Raw genomic sequence first — 15,617 nt, 5'->3', positions numbered from 1 at the left:
TGCAACGCTGGTCCGCTGCCGGTTTTTACCTCATACCCCTTTTGCCGCCAGCACCGCCAGGTAGATCAATACCACCCCGCAAGCGCCATAACTGATGCGTTGCCACAACGCCGAGGCGTTCTTGCGCAACAGGTTGACCAGCGCCGCAATCAAAAAGCATGACAACACCGAAGCCAGCATGAACCCGGCGAAAAACATCAGGGTCTGCCCATGGCTGGGCGTGGCGCCAACGATGCCCGATAGCGCACTGCCCAGTGCGCCCCAGTAGACGATGTTTTTCGGGTTGGCCAGAGAGATCGCCGCGCCAACCGCCAGTGCATTTTTCCGGCTGCTGGCAGGTGCCTCGTCGGGTGCCGGTAGCTTCCAGGCATCGATCAGGCTGCGGATGCCCAGCCAGGCCAGGTACAACGCACAGATCACCGTCAACGGCACGCGCACTGCGTCATGCTGGATCAGCAGGGCGATCCCGGTCAGGCCGATCACCGCCCACACCGCATCGCCCACCAGTGAGCCAACCTGCACCAGGAGTGCCGGGACAAAGCCATGGAGCAGGCCACGGCGCAGCGTTTCTGCCAGTACGGCGCCGGGGGAGAGGCAAAAGACAAAACCGAATAAGAGTGCGTAAAAAAAGATCGTCAGCATGCCCGCATTCCTTCAAGAGAGGGCGGGCAGTGTGAGGATCGACAACAGCGGTGTCTTGAACCAGATTGCACTGTTCAGCGTTTCACTGCGTTTTGATAGTGGCCTGGGGTGATGCCGTAGGCGGCGCGAAAATGCCGGCTCAGGTGACTCTGGTCGCTGAAGCCAAGGTCATGCGCGGCCTGGCTGGGCGACACGCCCTGGCGCAGCAAGCCCTTGGCGCGCCGGGTGCGCAACTGCATGGCCCACTCACGGGGCGTCAGCCCGGTTTCTTTCTGGAAAGCGCGCAGAAGGTGGAACTTGGAAAATCCAAGTTCGGCGCCAAGGTGATCCAATGTCAGCGACTGGTGCAGGTGTGCGGCGAGCATTTGCTGGGCATGGTTGATGAGGGCTTTGCCGGCTTTGGCGCTGCCTGGCAGACGCACACCGCTGAGGTTCACCACCTCGCCCAACAGCAGCACCAAGGTCTCCTCGTTCAGGTCGCGAACCAGCGTGTCGGGGCTCGATGCTCCTTTGATCGTCGTCGCCAGCCGTTGGGCAAGATCGGGCTCAAAGCACAACGAACGATCAAACTCCAGATGCGCCAGCCCAAGGTCCGCCGCCAGTTGGTTCGCCGTAGCGTACAGGCTCACAAAGTGCCAGGGCACACCGTCTGCCGCACCGCCGCCTTGAATCTGGCCGGGGTTGTACAAGGTGATTGAGCCTGGGCCTGCGTAAAACTCCCGGCGGTCCAGCCAGATCTTTTCCTCGCCGACCAGATTTACGCCGATCACGCATTCATCATGGCTGTGGCGGGCAAACTGCAGGCCGGCGCAGGTGGTACTGCTGATTTCGTAATGGCCCAGCCAGGCGTTTTGCACGGCGCTCATCGGTTCAACTCGGTCAGGGGACAAGCACGAGCATACGCTGGCAGGCGCGCTCAGATCGACCGTTGATTGACACGTTGCGAGAGTTCATCGGCGCTTTCCTTGCGCTCCGAGTAGCGGTCCACCAAGTCTGGACGATCTCGCAGCAATACGGTGAACTTCACCAGTTCCTCCATCACATCGACTACGCGGTCGTAAAGGGCGGACGGTTTCATGCGGTCCTGATCGTCGAACTCCATGAACGCCTTCGGCACCGAGGATTGATTGGGGATGGTGAACATGCGCATCCAACGGCCCAGTACCCGCAGTTGGTTGACGGTGTTGAAGGATTGGGAACCGCCGGACACTTGCATCACCGCCAGGGTTTTACCTTGGGTCGGACGGACCGCGCCAAGGGCCAGCGGCACCCAGTCGAGCTGAGCCTTGAATACCGCCGACATCGATCCGTGGCGCTCCGGCGAACACCACACCTGGCCCTCGGACCACTGCATCAGTTCCAGAAGTTCCTGGACTTTCGGGTGATCGCCGGGGGCGTCGTCGGGCAGCGGTAGCCCGCTGGGGTTGAAGATCCGCGTATCGGCGCCGAAGTGGTGCAACAGGCGCGCGGCTTCTTCTACCAGCAGGCGGCTGAATGAGCGTTCACGGGTCGATCCGTAAAGCAGCAGGATGCGCGGTGGATGCGTCGGCCCGGTATGCAGCGGCGCAGAAAGGGTGATATTGAGGTTGGGCAAGGAGGTCATGACAGCACCGCAATACGGTCGAGTTCCGTCTTCAGCTCAGTGGCGCCCAGGTCGGCGAAGGGCAGCGCAAGGAATGCCCGGCAACGGGTTGCGATGACGGCCAGCGTAGCGTCGAATGCCGCTTGCACAGCCGCGTCGTCGCCCTGGACATCCGAAGGGTCTTCCAACCCCCAATGCGCTTTCAGCGCCGGCCCGAAGTACACCGGGCAGGCTTCACCGGCAGCTTTATCGCACACGGTAATCACCACGTCCGGCGGGCTGCCTTCAAACGCATCGTTGCCTTTGCTGTACAAACCTTCGGTGCTGATGCCCGCCGCCTGCAGCGTGGCGAGGCTGCGCGGCAGCACCTGGCCCTTGGGAAAGCTGCCGGAGCTGACGGCTTCGAAACCCTGTGGGGCCAGGTGATTGAACACCGCTTCGGACAAAATGCTGCGGCAGCTGTTGGCGGTACACATGAACAGGACTTTCATGGCGGCGTCTCCTTCAAAGACTCAGGCGCAAGGCGAGGGCGGCAAGCGTGATCAACAACACCGGCAGCGTCAACACGATCCCGACCTTGAAGTAATAGCCCCAGGTAATGGTGATGCCCTTGCGCGCCAGAATGTGCAGCCACAGCAACGTCGCCAGGCTGCCGATCGGAGTGATTTTCGGGCCCAGGTCGCTGCCGATCACGTTGGCGTAGATCATCGCGTCCTTGACCACGCCCATGGCATGGCTGGACTCGATCGACAGCGCACCAATCAACACGGTCGGCAAGTTGTTCATCGCAGACGACAGCAGGGCCGTCAGCACGCCCGTGCCCATGGCCGCGCCCCATACGCCATAAGTGGCGAACGTATCGAGCCAGGTCGCCAGGTAGGTAGTGAGGCCCGCGTTGCGCAAGCCATAGACCACCAAGTACATGCCCAGGGAAAAGATCACGATTTGCCACGGTGCTTCTTTCAGCACTTTACGCGTGGAAATCATGTGGCCTTTGGCGGCGATCACCAACAGCAACACCGCGCACACCGCGGAAATGGCGCTGATGGGGATGCCCAGCGGTTCCAGGGCAAAGCAACCGACCAGCAGGATGCCCAGCACCCACCAACCGGCGCGGAAGGTGGCGCGGTCGTGAATCGCGCTGGCAGGGTCATCAAGGTCGGCCGGGTCGTAGGCCTGCGGGATATCGCGGCGGAAATACCACAACAGCACCGCCAGCGTGGCCGTGACGCTGACCAGGTTGACCGGCACCATCACCGCGGCATATTCGTTGAAGCCAATCTTGAAATAGTCCGCCGAGACGATATTGACCAGGTTCGACACCACCAGCGGCAGGCTGGCGGTGTCGGCGATAAAACCGGCGCCCATGACGAATGCCAGGGTCGCCGCCGGAGAAAAGCGCAGGGCCAGCAGCATCGATATCACGATCGGCGTAAGGATCAGCGCGGCGCCGTCGTTGGCGAACAGCGCCGACACCAGCGCGCCCAGCAGCACCATATAAGCAAACAGACGCCGGCCGCGGCCACGTCCCCAGCGCGCCACATGCAGTGCGGTCCAGGCAAAGAAACCGGCCTCGTCGAGTAACAGGCTGATGATGATCAGCGCGACGAAGGTGCCGGTGGCATTCCAGATGATGTGCCACACCACCGGAATGTCGGCCAGGCTGATCACACCGCAGGCCAGGGCCAGGATCGCGCCCATTGTGGCGCTCCAGCCGACGCCGAGGCCCTTGGGCTGCCAGATGACCAGGACGATGGTGAAGATGAAAATGGCAATGGCGACAAGCATCGATCAGCGCTCCGGTGGCTCAGCAGGGGCTGCTGGCGCGTAGTAGTAGGGTAGGCAGAGCATGGATCGGTTGGCGTCCGTAAAGTTCTTGCCCGGGTGGATCAATAGCATCGCTGCGTTTCATTCAGTCAAACCTTGTATCGATTTGACATGGATCAAAGATACCGAAATCCGCCACAAGTGGTTGAAATTAAAATGAAACATGAATGTCCTAATGTGCCCGCCCATTACTGATGAAGGAAGAACCGTGTGACCCGTGCCACTCGCAACCTGCGCAAGACCCTGGATTCCGTCGCGGAAAATAACGAAACCGCGGCATTCGACCTGATGCGCGCCGTCGAAAAACTCGGCGATGAAGTGCTGCGCCAGCGCCTGCTCAATACCATCCACCGCCTCAACCAGGACGCCTATGAGCTGCGCGAAGCACGGGATTCGGTGGAACAGGTGTCGGTAAGGCTCGCCTGAGCAAGATCGTTCAAGACACGCCCATTGTGACGCTGGCATGCTTGGCGACTGTTTGTCGATGAGCCGTTTCCATGCCCACTGCCTTACCTCGATATGCCTTCGCGCGCGGCGCCATCGCCGTCATTCCCTTGTCCCTGGCCTGTGCGCCGTGGGGACTGCTGGCCGGTTCCATGGCCATCGATGCCCAATTCACCCCTCTGCAAGCCCAGGGCTTGTCCGCCATCGTGTTTGCCGGTGCCGCGCAACTGGTCGCCATCGGAATGGTCAAGAGCGGTGCCAGCCTGATTTCCATCGTATTGACCACGTTGCTGCTGACCTCCCAGCATTTGCTGTATGGCATGCACTTGCGCCCGGTCCTCGCGCCCCTCAAAACCCGCTGGCGCATGAGCCTGGGCTTTCTGTTGACCGACGAATTCTTCGCGCTGGTCAACCACTTCGATCGCCAGACCTTCAACCGCTGGTACGCCTTGGGCGTCGGCCTGACGTTCTATATCATCTGGAACCTGTTCACCCTGGCCGGCATCGTGCTCGGCAAAAGCATTCCCGGTCTTGACCAGCTTGGCCTCGAATTCTCCATCGCCGCCACGTTTATCGCGCTGATCACACCGGTGGTGCGTGACATTCCCACGGTAGTCTGTGTGGCGGTGTCGTTGCTGTTTTCGGTGTGGTTGAGTTTCCTGCACTGGGAATCGGCGGTGGTGGTGTCCGGCGTGCTGGGCATGAGCGCGGGCTATGCCTGCAAGCGCCTGGGAGTAGGGCAGCGATGATCTACATCATGATTGTGGCCATGGGGCTGGTGGTATTTTTCAACCGTTACCTGTTCATCGAACCGCGCCTGCCGGTGCGCCTCAACCGAGGCGCGCGCGAGTTCCTCGGGTTTGCGGTACCGGGCATGCTGACGGCGATTTGCGGGCCGATCATTTTCCTGCACGACCATCAACTAAACCTGAGCCTGGCCAACCCTTACCTGCTGGCGGGGATCAGCGCAGTGGCATTGATGTTCTGGACGCGCAATGTGTTGATCACGGTGCTGCTGAGCATGGGGTTGTTTTACCTGTTTCGCTGGCTGATCTGAAACCCGGACGAAAAAAAGCCCGCCGGGGAGCGGGCAGAAGGGAGGTTTCCAAAAATGAGCGTGGTTACTCTAAGCGACGCATCTTCCCCCTGGCAGTGAAACAAAGTTCATGCAGTCGTCAGACCGGCCCACGGCAATGATACAGTCGCGTTTTTTCCAACGGAGCAATGGCATGCACAAGGTGGTAATAGGCGCACTGGTACTGGCCGCGTTGGCCGGTTGCGCGGGTTCGAAGATGAAGGAGGCGCGCGCGGGCGCGCCCTATAAAACCCTGGCTTCGGACAAGACCACCCTGGTGGTTGCCGAATGCGTGCAGTTCGGCTGGCAGGACGAAAGCGTGTTCGGCGTTGATGCCGGTGGCTTCAAGGAGCCGATCGGGGCGGGTGGTTTTACCGTGTACACCACGGCGGGTGACTACTTTGTCGACGTGCAAAGCGCGGGTGCCGGTTCAACCATCAAGTATTACGCGGCAGAGGACACGATGCCCGCCAAGCGTCGTTTGGCCGCACTCGCGACTTGCCTGTAGTCCGTTGCCTAAGGCGATTTAGGAAATACCTGGCACGACAGGCGCAAGGCATTGGCATATGATTCACCCGCTCGCCCGGCATGATAGCTCTTTACCAGTACATGGACGTCGAGGCCTGAACGCCGGGCGAGCATCCTCTTTTTTCAGCGCGGCATGTAACCCAACTGCCAGCGCCTTGGTATCTTCAGCGACACCAACCCCAATAGTCCGGCCAGTACGCCGCTGATCAGCAGCGCCTTGAGTCCCATCTGCTGCTCCAGCAGCGCGCCGATCACCGCGCCCACGAACATGCCCGCCCACGGGATCAATTGCACGCGCCAGCCGCTGCGGCGCTCCCCGAGCAGCCAACGCCCAAGCCCGCGACCAAACCGGGAAAGCGCGCCGGTGACGTAAGTCAGTCCCACCGGCAATCCGTTGACCTCTTCCACGGCAGCGTTGAGCATGCCCATCGCGATGATCGCCGCCAGCAGCGCAGGCAGTGTATCGGCGAGGGGCAGCAGTGCGGCGGCGCAGAGCAAGGCGGCAATACACAACAGCAACGGCAGCGCACGGCGACGGCTCAGTCGGCTGACCACCACGCCCAAGGCATTGCCGGCGACAAAGGTGGCCACCAGCAACAGCAGCCGGCCGGTCAGGCCCAAGTCCCCCGCACTGATTGCCACCGCCAGACGCGTGGTGTTGCCGCTCATGAACGACACAAAGTCACCGCTGGCCATGAAGCCGATGGCATCGGTCATCCCCGCCAGCACCGACAGGCTGGCCACCAGCATCAGCCCGACCCGGCCACGCCAGCGTTGTTGATGGGCCAGTGCGGCGTTGGCGTGAGGCTTGCGGGGCGAAGGCAGCATAGGGCCGGGCTCCTCGGTGAGATTATCCGGCCACTACCGTAGGATGCTTTGAGCGCGCATGCAATGACCTCAGGCACACGTCAGGGTCCAACCCGCAGGCTGCCAGTCCAGGAAATGGGTTGGCCGGATCGCTCGCACAAACACTGGGTCATGGGACACCACCATCAGCGCGCCGGTAAACCCTCGCAGCGCCTGTTCGAAAGCCTCCACCGATTCCACATCCAAGTGGTTGGTCGGCTCGTCCAGCAACAGCAGTTGCGCCGGCACTTCGCGCCACAAGGCAATCGCCATGGCGGCTTTCAAGCGTTCACCGCCACTGAGTTGCCCCGCAGGCTGGGTCACGCGCAAGGCGTCGAGTTGCAGCAGGGCCAGGCGCGTGCGCAATTGGGCTTCGGCCAGCGGCGTGTCGAGCAGGTTGAGCTGCTCGACAACCGAGCGATGCGCGTCCAGCAGCGCAAGGTGCTGATCGATATGGGCGCTGGGCACGTGCACGCTGCATTCCCCACTGGCCAAGGCGCAATCGCCGGCAAGCACCTTGAGCAGCGTGGACTTGCCGCAGCCGTTCGGCCCGCGCACAGCGACACGCACCGGGCCGGCCAGATGAAGGTTGAGGCGGGTCGACGGCAGCCATGGCAACTGCGCATCGACCAGCGATAACACCTGTCGGCCATTGGGCACCGCGCAGGCGGGCACGGCCAGCAGGGTTGGCGTTTCATCCACGACCCGTTCGTAGGCCTGGCGTACTTGCGCGTCCCGCGTGTGTTTGCGTTGCCCATGGGCGCTGCGCACGCTGCTGACGATTTGCGTGGCGGCGCCTTTCCAGCGTGCCTTGGTGAAGCGGTCGACGTTGGCGGTTTGCGCCTGCTGACGTGAGCGGGCGGCATGACGTTGCAGGCTGTCGTGCTCGCTTTGCAGACGCCTATGTTCGCGGCTGCGCGCCAGGCGCGCATGCTCCAGCGCGGCGGCGGCGGCCTGTTGTTGCGCATCGCGCTGGGCGCGGTAGGCCGCGTAGTTGCCGCCGAACACCTGAACGCCGAGGGGGGAGAGTTCAATGATGCGCCCCAGAGTATTGAGCAGTTGCCGGTCATGACTGACGACCACCAGGCCGCCGCGCCAATCGCCGAGTACGCGCAATAGCCATGCACGGCCGTTGCTGTCCAGGTGGTTGGTAGGCTCGTCGAGCACCAGCAGCTCTGGCGCAGCGAGTAGCGCACCGATCACCGCAACGCGGGCCAGTTGGCCGCCGCTGAGCTGGTCGGCCGGGGCGTCCGGGCACAGTTGCGACAAACCCGCAGCGTCCAGGGCGCTGCGCCAGCGCTCGGCCAGGTCCCAGCGGTCGTCGATCAATGCCAGGTCGTCGACGTGCGCGGCACCTTGGGTCATGCGCTTGAGGGCTGCGAGTATCGCTGCGGTACCGGTGATGTCAGCGATGGTTTCGCCCGGCACGATCACCACGTTCTGCGCCACGTAAGCCACCTCGGCCGGGCGACTCAAGGTGCCGGAGGAGGGCAGCAGCAGCCCGGCGATCAATTTGGCCAGCACACTTTTACCCCGGCCATTGCGCCCCACGATGCCGGTAGGGGTGTGATCGATGGACAAGGTCACGTCGTCCAGCAAGGTTTCGCCATTGGCGAACTGGAAGCTCAGGTGTTGCAGGGAAACAAGTGTGGGCAGCCGGTTGACGTCAGTCATCAGCACCTCCAAAAAAATGTCGGACAGGCCAACAAGCGCGCCAGGCGGCTCGTTGCAGATACATTCTGGAAGGCTTAGTTGTTCACGTCGGCGGTCGTCCCGTGAGGCAGGAGGGAGGCGCAGCCTAACCCGTCCTGGCTTTTTCCGGCAAGTGCGCCGCAAGCTGTTCAAGAAACATCGCCAACGCAACCTCTTCGGCCTTGAGCCCTTTGCGTAGGCGCGGCTTGGGCAGTCTGGAGAGCTCACCGAGGCTGAAGTGCTCGAGCACGGCGGGATGGATGTAGCACTTGCGGCACACCGCCGGGGTATTCCCCAGTTGCTTGGCGACGTCCTTGACCATGGCCACCACGTGTTTTTTTGCGTCGGACTCAGGCTGCCACTGCAGTTCGCGCAGCACCGCCAGCGCCATCGCGGTGCCGGCCCAGGTGCGGTAGTCCTTGGCGGTGAAGTCCGCCCCGGTGAGGCGATGCAGATATTCATTCACGTCGTGGGAACTGACAGTGTGCCGCTCGCCGTCCTCGTCCAGATACTGGAACAGGTTCTGCCCCGGCAATTCCAGGCAACGCTTGACCACCGTGGCCAGGCGCCGATCCTTGACGCTGACCTGATGCTCGACGCCGCTCTTGCCGCGGAACTGAAACTGGATCTCGCTGCCTTTGACGTCCACATGGCGGGTGCGCAGGGTGGTCAGCCCGTAGGACTTGTTGTCCCGCGCATACTGGGTATTGCCGACCCGGATCAGCGTCGCATCCAGCAGCATCACCACCGTGGCCAGCACTTTTTCGCGAGTGAAGCCCGGTTCGGCAATTTGCGCTTCGAGCTGTCTGCGCAGTTTCGGCAGCGCCTTGCCGAACGCCTGCAGCCGTGAGTATTTGTCGGTATCGCGCACTTCGCGCCAGCGTGTGTGATAGCGGTATTGCTTGCGCCCGCGTGCGTCGCGGCCAGTGGCTTGCAGATGGCCGCGCGGGTCGGCGCAGATCCACACATCAGTGTAGGCGGGCGGCACGGCCAGGGCGTTGAGGCGCTTGATCTCGTCGGCATCGGTGATGCGTTCGCCTTTGGGGCCGAAGTACTGGAACGCGCCCCGCACTTTTTTTCGGCGGATGCCGGGCTGGGTGTCGTCAACGTAGTGCAGGTCGCGGGGCAGGTCGGCAGGTAAAGCAGAATCGGGCATGGTGCGGGTTCCTTGGCAAATCAGGCCGGTATGTCTGATTGACCGCAGCCGCTTGCGGACGTGCCAAAAGGTTTGCTACGCCAATACCGCGACCGCCTTGATCTGCGCCCACAGCGCCTGCCCTGGGTGCAGGTGCAATTGATCGCGCGAGAACCGCGTGATGCGCGCCAGCAACGGTGTGCCATCGGCGTCCAGGCGCACCAGCACATGCGCGCTGTTATCCGCCGCAATCTCCTGGGTAACCGTCACCGGCAGGCGGTTGAGGATGCTGCTGTGTTCCTCCGCTTGCAGGCTGAGGCTGACATCCCGCGCCTGCACCTTGATGCGCAACGCCTTGCCCACAGCCAACGGCGCATGGGCGACGCGCATCTGCAGGGTACTGGCGGGCAGTTGCAATGTGAGCAATTGATAGTGCTCATCGTAGGCACTCACCGTGCCGGTAATCACCACACCCGCGTCGTCGCCCAGCGCCAGCGGCAGGTCGAGCCGCGCCAGGGTTTCGCCGATGGGGCCGCTGGCCAAGGCCTTACCGTCGCTGAGCAAGACCAGGTGATCGGCCAGGCGCGCGACTTCATCCCTGGCATGGCTGACATACAGCACCGGGATATCCAGCTCATCGTGCAGGCGTTCAAGGTAGGGCAGGATTTCGCTTTTGCGCGCGCTGTCCAGGGCCGCGAGGGGCTCGTCCATCAACAGCAGGCTCGGGCTGGTGAGCAATGCGCGGGCGATGCCGATGCGTTGGCGCTCGCCGCCGGACAGGTGGTGTGGCTGGCGATCGAGCAGGTGGCCGATGCCCAGTAATTGCGTGGCCTGGGCCATGTCCACGCGGCGCTGTTGGCGCGGAATGCGCTTGAGGCCGAACTCAAGATTGGCCCGCACCGACAAATGCGCGAACAGGCTGGCCTCTTGAAACACGTAGCCCAGCGCGCGTTTGTGCGGGGCTACGAACAGCCCCTTGCGGCTGTCTTGCCAGACTTCATCGTTGATCTGGATAAAGCCCTCGTCGGCGCGCTCCAGCCCGGCGATACAGCGCAGGCAGGTGGTCTTGCCGGAGCCGGAATGCCCGTACAACGCGGTCACCCCGCGGCCGGGCACGTGCACATCCACGTCGAGGGCAAAGCCCGGATACGTGAGGTGCAGGCGTACATCAATCATCGTCAGCTCCAGCTCATCGGGGTCTTGCGCCTGGCGTAGAGCGCGAGCAATACCAGGAACGCGAACACCACCATGGCGCCGGCCAGCCAGTGGGCCTGGGCATATTCCATGGCTTCCACGTGGTCGTAGATCTGTACGGACACCACCCGGGTCTTGTCCGGGATGTTGCCGCCGATCATCAACACTACGCCGAATTCACCGACGGTGTGCGCAAACCCCAGGATGGCGGCGGTGACAAACCCCGGGCGTGCCAAGGGCAGGACCACGCTGAAGAAGGTATCCCACGGGTTGGCGCGCAAGGTCGCGGCCACCTCCAATGGGCGCGTGCCGATGGCCGAGAAGGCGTTTTGCAACGGCTGCACCACGAACGGCATGGAGTAAATCACCGAGCCGATGACCAGCCCGGCAAAGCTGAAGGTGAGGGTGCCCAGCCCCAGCCACTGGGTGAACTGGCCGAAGAAGCCATTGGGCCCCATGGTCAGCAGCAGGTAGAAGCCGATGACCGTCGGCGGCAATACCAACGGCAAGGCGACGATGGCGCCAATGGGCCCGCGCCACCAGGAACGGGTGCGCGACAGCCACAGGGCAATCGGGGTGCCGATGACCAGCAGGATCACGGTGGTCAGTGACGCCAGCTTTATGGTCAACCAGATCGCGGAAAAATCGGCGCTCGACAGCGGCATTCAGAGCTCGTAACCGTAGGACTTGATAATGGCGGCGGCGTCAGGCCCCTTGAGGTACTCAACCAGCGCCTTGGCCGCAACGCTGTCTTTGCCCGTGTTGAGGATGACCGCGTCCTGTTTGATCGGATCGTGCATGGACGCCGGAACGATCCAGGCCGAACCGCGGGTGACTTTGCCGTCCTTATAGATCTGCGACAAGGCGACGAAGCCCAGCTCGGCATTGCCGGTGGAGACGAATTGATAGGCCTGGGTGATGTTCTGGCCTTCCACGAGCTTGTCCCGGACCTGTTCGATGAGGCCTGCCCTGGCCAGTACCTGGGTGGCGGCGAGGCCGTAAGGCGCGGTTTTCGGGTTGGCGATCGACAGGTGCTTGAACTGGTTCTGTTTCAACACTTCGCCCTGGGCGTCGACGTAACCTGGCTGCGCCGACCACAGGGCCAGCGCGCCGACGGCGTAAGTGAAGCGCGACCCCTTGACCGTCTCGCCTTCGGCTTCGAGCTTTTGCGGCGTCGTGTCATCGGCGCTCAGGAACACCTGGAACGGCGCGCCATTCTTGATCTGGGTGTAGAACTGGCCGGTAGCGCCGTAGGCAGCGACCAGTGTATGGCCGGTGGCTTTTTCGAAATCGGCGGCAATCGCCTGAATCGGTGCGGTGAAATTGGCGGCCACGGCCACCTGGACTTCATCGGCATGCACCGAACCGAAAGCGAGGGCCGCAACCAGGCCGGCCAGGCGTGAGGCGTGAATCGTCATCGAACAGCTCCATTGAATACGTACGGCTGGCTTGCACCTGTAGTGAGCGGGCTTGTCCCGCGCTGGGTGGCGAAGCCGCCCCAATCAAGACACCGCGGAGTTCCAGTTAGAACCCAGGCGCCTGATATGGGGCGGCTTCGCCCCCCGGCGCGGGACAAGCCCGCTCACTACAAGGAGCCAGGATAGAAGGCTTAATCGCTATGTACGCGAATATATAGCGGTTGCCCAGTGCCGGTACAGCGCAACGTTGCCGCAGGTGACGCCTCTACTTGAGCTTGGCCAGCGCCTGCTCCGCCAGTTCGCGCGTCAGGTCATAGCTGCTGATGTCTTTGCCCAGGCGCAGCGCCTGGCCTGACCACAGGTTGCTGAAGCCGGCTTCATCCTTGGCTTTGAGCGGCATCAGCGCGCCGCCGGAGGTCGGGAATGCCGGGGCGGCCGGGTTGATCGCCCCCAATTCACGCATCACCCGGTTGACGATACCCCGGGCCGGGCGCCCGGTGAACAGGTTGGTCAGCGCGGTTTCACTGGCCTGGGCGTGGCGCAATGCATGGCGGTGGGAGGCGGTGACATTGGCTTCGGGGGTAAACAGGTAAGCGGTGCCGATCTGTACCGCCGAGGCGCCCAGGGCGAATGCCGCGACGATCCCGCGCGCATCGCCGATGCCGCCGGCGGCAATCACGGGCACGCTGACGGCGTCGACGATTTGCGGGACCAGGGCGAACAGGCCGATCTGGGTGTTGAGGTCATCGCTCAGAAACAAACCCCGGTGGCCGCCGGCTTCAATGCCCATGGCGATGATCGCATCGCAGCCGTGTTGTTCCAGCCAGACGGCTTCCTCTACCGTGGTGGCCGACGACAGCACTTTGGCGCCCGTGGCTTTTACCCGATCCAGCAACGACTTTTCCGGCAGGCCGAAGTGAAAACTGACGACCTCAGGGCGGAACGCTTCGACCACCTGGCACGCCGCGTCGTTGAACGGTGCGCGGTTGGAGACCGGCGTTGGCGCATCAAAGTCGGCACCCAATTCGCGGTAGTAGGGTTCCAGCAATGCCTTCCAGCGCTGATCGCGGGCGGCGTCGGGCGCAGGCGGCTGGTGGCAGAAGAAATTCACGTTGATGGGACGCGAGCTGGCCTGGCGGATCTCGGTCAGCGCGTCGCGCAATTGTTCGATGCTCAGTGCCGCCGCCGGCAGTGAGCCCAGCGCGCCGGCGTTATTGGCGGCAATGACCATGGCCGTGGTGGTGCCGACCGCCATGGGAGCCTGGATGATCGGAACCTCGATGCCCAGCAGGTCGAGAAGGCGGGTGTCTGGCCAGGTGCTCATGGGGTGTGTCTCCAGCGTCAGTGGGGCTTTGCGCTGTTTTAACAGGGCCTTGGGCCTGCGGCCAGTCTGTTTTATTCACTGGACTCAGGTGATGTTTCGTGGTGTGTGAAGCATGTGGGTTCAGCCTTCGCTTTCGCGTTCCAGCAACTGCTGCTTGCGCGCTACTCCCCAGCGATAGCCCGACAGGTCGCCGTCGCTGCGCACCACGCGGTGGCACGGGATTGCCACCGCCAGGCGGTTGGCGCCACAGGCCTGTGCCACCGCGCGGAACGCCGTCGGCGCGCCGATTCGCTCGGCAATCTGGGCGTAGCTGGCCGTGCTGCCCGGTGGAATCTCGCGCAAGGCCTGCCACACCCGTTCCTGGAACGCGGTGCCACGCAGATCCAGCGGCAAGTCCAGGCCAAGTGCGGGCGCTTCGACAAAGCCGACGACCTGAGCGATCAACTGTTCGAAGCGTTGGTCGGCACCCACCAGGTCGGCTTTGGGGAATTGATCCTGCAGGTCACGCACCAACTGATGCGGGTCATCGCCCAGCAGGATCGCGCACACGCCACGGGCGCTTTGTGCCACGAGGATGGCCCCGAGCGAACATTGCCCGACAGCGAAAAGGATCGCGTTGTGGGTGCCGCCAGCCTTGTAGTCACTGGGTTTCATCCCCAGAAGCTGGTTGGCCGACTCATAAAAGCGGCTATTGGAGTTGAAGCCCGCGTCATACAGCGCATCGGTCACCGAGTGCGAGCCCTTGAGGCCATCGCGCACCTTGCGCGAACGATGGGCGTTGGCGTAGCCCTTGGGCGTCAGGCCGGTCACGGCTTTGAACACGCGGTGAAAGTGGAAGGGGCTCAGCTTGGCGTGTGCGGCCAGTGCGTTCAGGCTGGGTGGCGTCTGGGCCTGTTCGATATGCCGACAGGCGTCGGCCACCCGTTGTGCATGCTGCGCGGCGAGCTGGGTCTGGTCTGCGGCGGCGCGTTTGTTCGCACGATATCCGGCGGCTTCGGCCTGTGCGGGGGTGTCGAAGAACTCGACGTTTTCCGGGCGTGGCAAGCGCGAAACGCTGCTGGCGCGGCAATACACGCCGGTCGTCTTCACGCCATAGACGAACAGCGCATCGGCCTTGGGATCACGGGCGAGAATCGCTGCCCAGCGCGGGTCTTGTTCGGTAGTCATGCTCGACACTCTTGACGGATCCTGGCCAGATTAGTCGTGCCGTCAACACCTGGCACTCTGAAGCTTGCGGTCAAATTAACCGGCGGTGCGAAAGGTCAGGTTGATGCGTTGCGGGCCCATGACCGGGTGCACGCCATCCTTGATCGGCATCACGCCGTGGAAGCGCAGGCGGTCGACGCCGCCCCAGACCACCATGTCGCCATGGAACAGCGAGATTTTCCGGGCCTTGTCACCGCGCGCGTGCCCCCCAAACAGGAAAATCGCCGGCAAGCCGAGCGACAGCGACACGACGGGTTCGCTGTAGCGGCGTTCATTCTTGTCCTGGTGCAAGGACATTTTCGCGCCGGGCACATAACGGTTGATCAGGCAGGCGTCGGGTGCAAAGTCGGGAAAACCGGCCTCTGCCGCCGCCAGCACCGCCAATTCGCGCAGGACATCGGGCATAAGCGGCCAGGGCTGCTGGCTGCGCGGGTCGAGCGGGGTGTAGCGATAACCGGAACTGTCGGTGGTCCAGCCCAGGTCGCCGCAACTGCTCAACGCCGCCGACATGGTAAAGCCACCGGGTGTGACCATTTGCCGAAACGGCGATTGAGCCAGCACTCGCCGCAGTTCTGGCAGAAGGCGCTCAACCCAGGGCAGGGCGATACCGCGTAGCACGTAGGACTGTTCGCCAATTTGCTCGCGCCCGGCAGGTTGCTGCAGCGCGTCCTCGGCGAACAGGTCCGCGGTGGGGCCAGGCATGG

General features: G+C 63.0%; 18 protein-coding genes. 4 read left to right on the top strand and 14 right to left on the bottom strand.

The window, feature by feature from the left end:
- Positions 1–30 precede the first annotated feature (30 nt).
- The 5 genes from KVG91_RS24205 to KVG91_RS24185 form a co-directional block, all read right to left on the bottom strand.
- Positions 31–642: a LysE family transporter gene (locus KVG91_RS24205; RefSeq protein ID WP_169378753.1), complete on the bottom strand. Its 612-nt coding sequence runs from the start codon at positions 640–642 to the stop codon at positions 31–33.
- 74 nt (positions 643–716) lie between these two features.
- Positions 717–1,508, bottom strand: a complete 792-nt coding sequence (locus tag KVG91_RS24200) for a helix-turn-helix transcriptional regulator (protein ID WP_169378752.1) — start codon at positions 1,506–1,508, stop codon at positions 717–719.
- 50 nt (positions 1,509–1,558) lie between these two features.
- A complete protein-coding gene (arsH, locus tag KVG91_RS24195) occupies positions 1,559–2,245 on the bottom strand; it encodes an arsenical resistance protein ArsH (protein WP_169378751.1) in 687 nt (228 codons plus the stop codon).
- The gene (locus tag KVG91_RS24190; RefSeq protein ID WP_169378750.1) at positions 2,242–2,715 is read right to left on the bottom strand and encodes an arsenate reductase ArsC; all 474 of its coding nucleotides are present in this window, start codon (positions 2,713–2,715) and stop codon (positions 2,242–2,244) included. The genes arsH and KVG91_RS24190 overlap by 4 nt, the downstream gene beginning before the upstream one ends.
- 13 nt (positions 2,716–2,728) lie before the next feature.
- Positions 2,729–4,012, bottom strand: a complete 1,284-nt coding sequence (locus tag KVG91_RS24185; protein WP_169378749.1) for an arsenic transporter — start codon at positions 4,010–4,012, stop codon at positions 2,729–2,731.
- Positions 4,013–4,261: 249 nt separating this feature from the next.
- Between KVG91_RS24185 and KVG91_RS24180 the strand changes: the two genes are divergently transcribed.
- From KVG91_RS24180 to KVG91_RS24165, 4 genes are all read left to right on the top strand, one after another.
- Complete coding sequence (locus tag KVG91_RS24180; protein WP_005788169.1) at positions 4,262–4,477, top strand: hypothetical protein; 216 nt, start codon at positions 4,262–4,264, stop codon at positions 4,475–4,477.
- 71 nt (positions 4,478–4,548) lie between these two features.
- Positions 4,549–5,244: an AzlC family ABC transporter permease gene (locus KVG91_RS24175; RefSeq protein ID WP_169378748.1), complete on the top strand. Its 696-nt coding sequence runs from the start codon at positions 4,549–4,551 to the stop codon at positions 5,242–5,244.
- Entirely contained in the window at positions 5,241–5,552 is a 312-nt protein-coding gene (locus tag KVG91_RS24170) for an AzlD domain-containing protein (protein WP_169378747.1), read from the top strand. Before KVG91_RS24175 ends, KVG91_RS24170 begins: the two co-directional genes overlap by 4 nt.
- A 172-nt stretch (positions 5,553–5,724) precedes the next feature.
- Positions 5,725–6,078, top strand: coding sequence for a hypothetical protein (locus KVG91_RS24165; RefSeq protein ID WP_169378746.1), 354 nt, complete (start codon positions 5,725–5,727; stop codon positions 6,076–6,078).
- 143 nt (positions 6,079–6,221) lie between these two features.
- Here the strand turns inward: KVG91_RS24165 and KVG91_RS24160 are convergent, their stop codons facing one another.
- From KVG91_RS24160 to alkB, 9 genes are all read right to left on the bottom strand, one after another.
- On the bottom strand, positions 6,222–6,926 hold the full coding sequence (locus KVG91_RS24160) for a YoaK family protein (RefSeq protein ID WP_169378745.1): 705 nt from the start codon (positions 6,924–6,926) through the stop codon (positions 6,222–6,224).
- A 69-nt stretch (positions 6,927–6,995) separates the two neighbouring features.
- Positions 6,996–8,618, bottom strand: coding sequence for an ABC-F family ATP-binding cassette domain-containing protein (locus KVG91_RS24155; protein ID WP_169378744.1), 1,623 nt, complete (start codon positions 8,616–8,618; stop codon positions 6,996–6,998).
- Positions 8,619–8,742: 124 nt separating this feature from the next.
- Complete coding sequence (locus tag KVG91_RS24150) at positions 8,743–9,792, bottom strand: DNA topoisomerase IB (protein ID WP_169378743.1); 1,050 nt, start codon at positions 9,790–9,792, stop codon at positions 8,743–8,745.
- 75 nt (positions 9,793–9,867) lie between these two features.
- Positions 9,868–10,947, bottom strand: coding sequence for a molybdenum ABC transporter ATP-binding protein (gene modC / locus KVG91_RS24145; protein ID WP_169378742.1), 1,080 nt, complete (start codon positions 10,945–10,947; stop codon positions 9,868–9,870).
- A 2-nt stretch (positions 10,948–10,949) separates the two neighbouring features.
- Entirely contained in the window at positions 10,950–11,630 is a 681-nt protein-coding gene (modB, locus tag KVG91_RS24140; protein ID WP_169378741.1) for a molybdate ABC transporter permease subunit, read from the bottom strand.
- The gene (gene modA, locus KVG91_RS24135) at positions 11,631–12,383 is read right to left on the bottom strand and encodes a molybdate ABC transporter substrate-binding protein (RefSeq protein WP_169378740.1); all 753 of its coding nucleotides are present in this window, start codon (positions 12,381–12,383) and stop codon (positions 11,631–11,633) included.
- A gap of 265 nt (positions 12,384–12,648) precedes the next feature.
- Positions 12,649–13,707, bottom strand: coding sequence for an NAD(P)H-dependent flavin oxidoreductase (locus KVG91_RS24130; RefSeq protein WP_169378739.1), 1,059 nt, complete (start codon positions 13,705–13,707; stop codon positions 12,649–12,651).
- A 120-nt stretch (positions 13,708–13,827) separates the two neighbouring features.
- Complete coding sequence (ada, locus tag KVG91_RS24125; RefSeq protein WP_169378738.1) at positions 13,828–14,874, bottom strand: bifunctional DNA-binding transcriptional regulator/O6-methylguanine-DNA methyltransferase Ada; 1,047 nt, start codon at positions 14,872–14,874, stop codon at positions 13,828–13,830.
- 75 nt (positions 14,875–14,949) lie between these two features.
- The gene (gene alkB / locus KVG91_RS24120; protein ID WP_169378737.1) at positions 14,950–15,615 is read right to left on the bottom strand and encodes a DNA oxidative demethylase AlkB; all 666 of its coding nucleotides are present in this window, start codon (positions 15,613–15,615) and stop codon (positions 14,950–14,952) included.
- Positions 15,616–15,617: the final 2 nt, after the last annotated feature.

Origin of the sequence: Pseudomonas azadiae, assembly GCF_019145355.1 — a bacterium.
GTDB lineage: Bacteria > Pseudomonadota > Gammaproteobacteria > Pseudomonadales > Pseudomonadaceae > Aquipseudomonas > Aquipseudomonas azadiae.
This window is presented reverse-complemented; position numbering and strand designations above follow the sequence as displayed.

What these genes read in the sequence shown, in the direction of transcription:
- KVG91_RS24185 (WP_169378749.1), bottom strand. Translation starts at nt 4,012, where the DNA reads ATGCTTGTCGCCATTGCCATTTTCATCTTCACCATCGTCCTGGTCATC.
- KVG91_RS24170 (WP_169378747.1), top strand. Translation starts at nt 5,241, where the DNA reads ATGATCTACATCATGATTGTGGCCATGGGGCTGGTGGTATTTTTCAAC.
- arsH (WP_169378751.1), bottom strand. Translation starts at nt 2,245, where the DNA reads ATGACCTCCTTGCCCAACCTCAATATCACCCTTTCTGCGCCGCTGCAT.
- modB (WP_169378741.1), bottom strand. Translation starts at nt 11,630, where the DNA reads ATGCCGCTGTCGAGCGCCGATTTTTCCGCGATCTGGTTGACCATAAAG.
- modA (WP_169378740.1), bottom strand. Translation starts at nt 12,383, where the DNA reads ATGACGATTCACGCCTCACGCCTGGCCGGCCTGGTTGCGGCCCTCGCT.
- KVG91_RS24165 (WP_169378746.1), top strand. Translation starts at nt 5,725, where the DNA reads ATGCACAAGGTGGTAATAGGCGCACTGGTACTGGCCGCGTTGGCCGGT.
- KVG91_RS24155 (WP_169378744.1), bottom strand. Translation starts at nt 8,618, where the DNA reads ATGACTGACGTCAACCGGCTGCCCACACTTGTTTCCCTGCAACACCTG.
- KVG91_RS24130 (WP_169378739.1), bottom strand. Translation starts at nt 13,707, where the DNA reads ATGAGCACCTGGCCAGACACCCGCCTTCTCGACCTGCTGGGCATCGAG.
- KVG91_RS24205 (WP_169378753.1), bottom strand. Translation starts at nt 642, where the DNA reads ATGCTGACGATCTTTTTTTACGCACTCTTATTCGGTTTTGTCTTTTGC.
- modC (WP_169378742.1), bottom strand. Translation starts at nt 10,947, where the DNA reads ATGATTGATGTACGCCTGCACCTCACGTATCCGGGCTTTGCCCTCGAC.
- KVG91_RS24200 (WP_169378752.1), bottom strand. Translation starts at nt 1,508, where the DNA reads ATGAGCGCCGTGCAAAACGCCTGGCTGGGCCATTACGAAATCAGCAGT.
- KVG91_RS24160 (WP_169378745.1), bottom strand. Translation starts at nt 6,926, where the DNA reads ATGCTGCCTTCGCCCCGCAAGCCTCACGCCAACGCCGCACTGGCCCAT.
- ada (WP_169378738.1), bottom strand. Translation starts at nt 14,874, where the DNA reads ATGACTACCGAACAAGACCCGCGCTGGGCAGCGATTCTCGCCCGTGAT.
- KVG91_RS24175 (WP_169378748.1), top strand. Translation starts at nt 4,549, where the DNA reads ATGCCCACTGCCTTACCTCGATATGCCTTCGCGCGCGGCGCCATCGCC.
- KVG91_RS24150 (WP_169378743.1), bottom strand. Translation starts at nt 9,792, where the DNA reads ATGCCCGATTCTGCTTTACCTGCCGACCTGCCCCGCGACCTGCACTAC.
- KVG91_RS24190 (WP_169378750.1), bottom strand. Translation starts at nt 2,715, where the DNA reads ATGAAAGTCCTGTTCATGTGTACCGCCAACAGCTGCCGCAGCATTTTG.
- alkB (WP_169378737.1), bottom strand. Translation starts at nt 15,615, where the DNA reads ATGCCTGGCCCCACCGCGGACCTGTTCGCCGAGGACGCGCTGCAGCAA.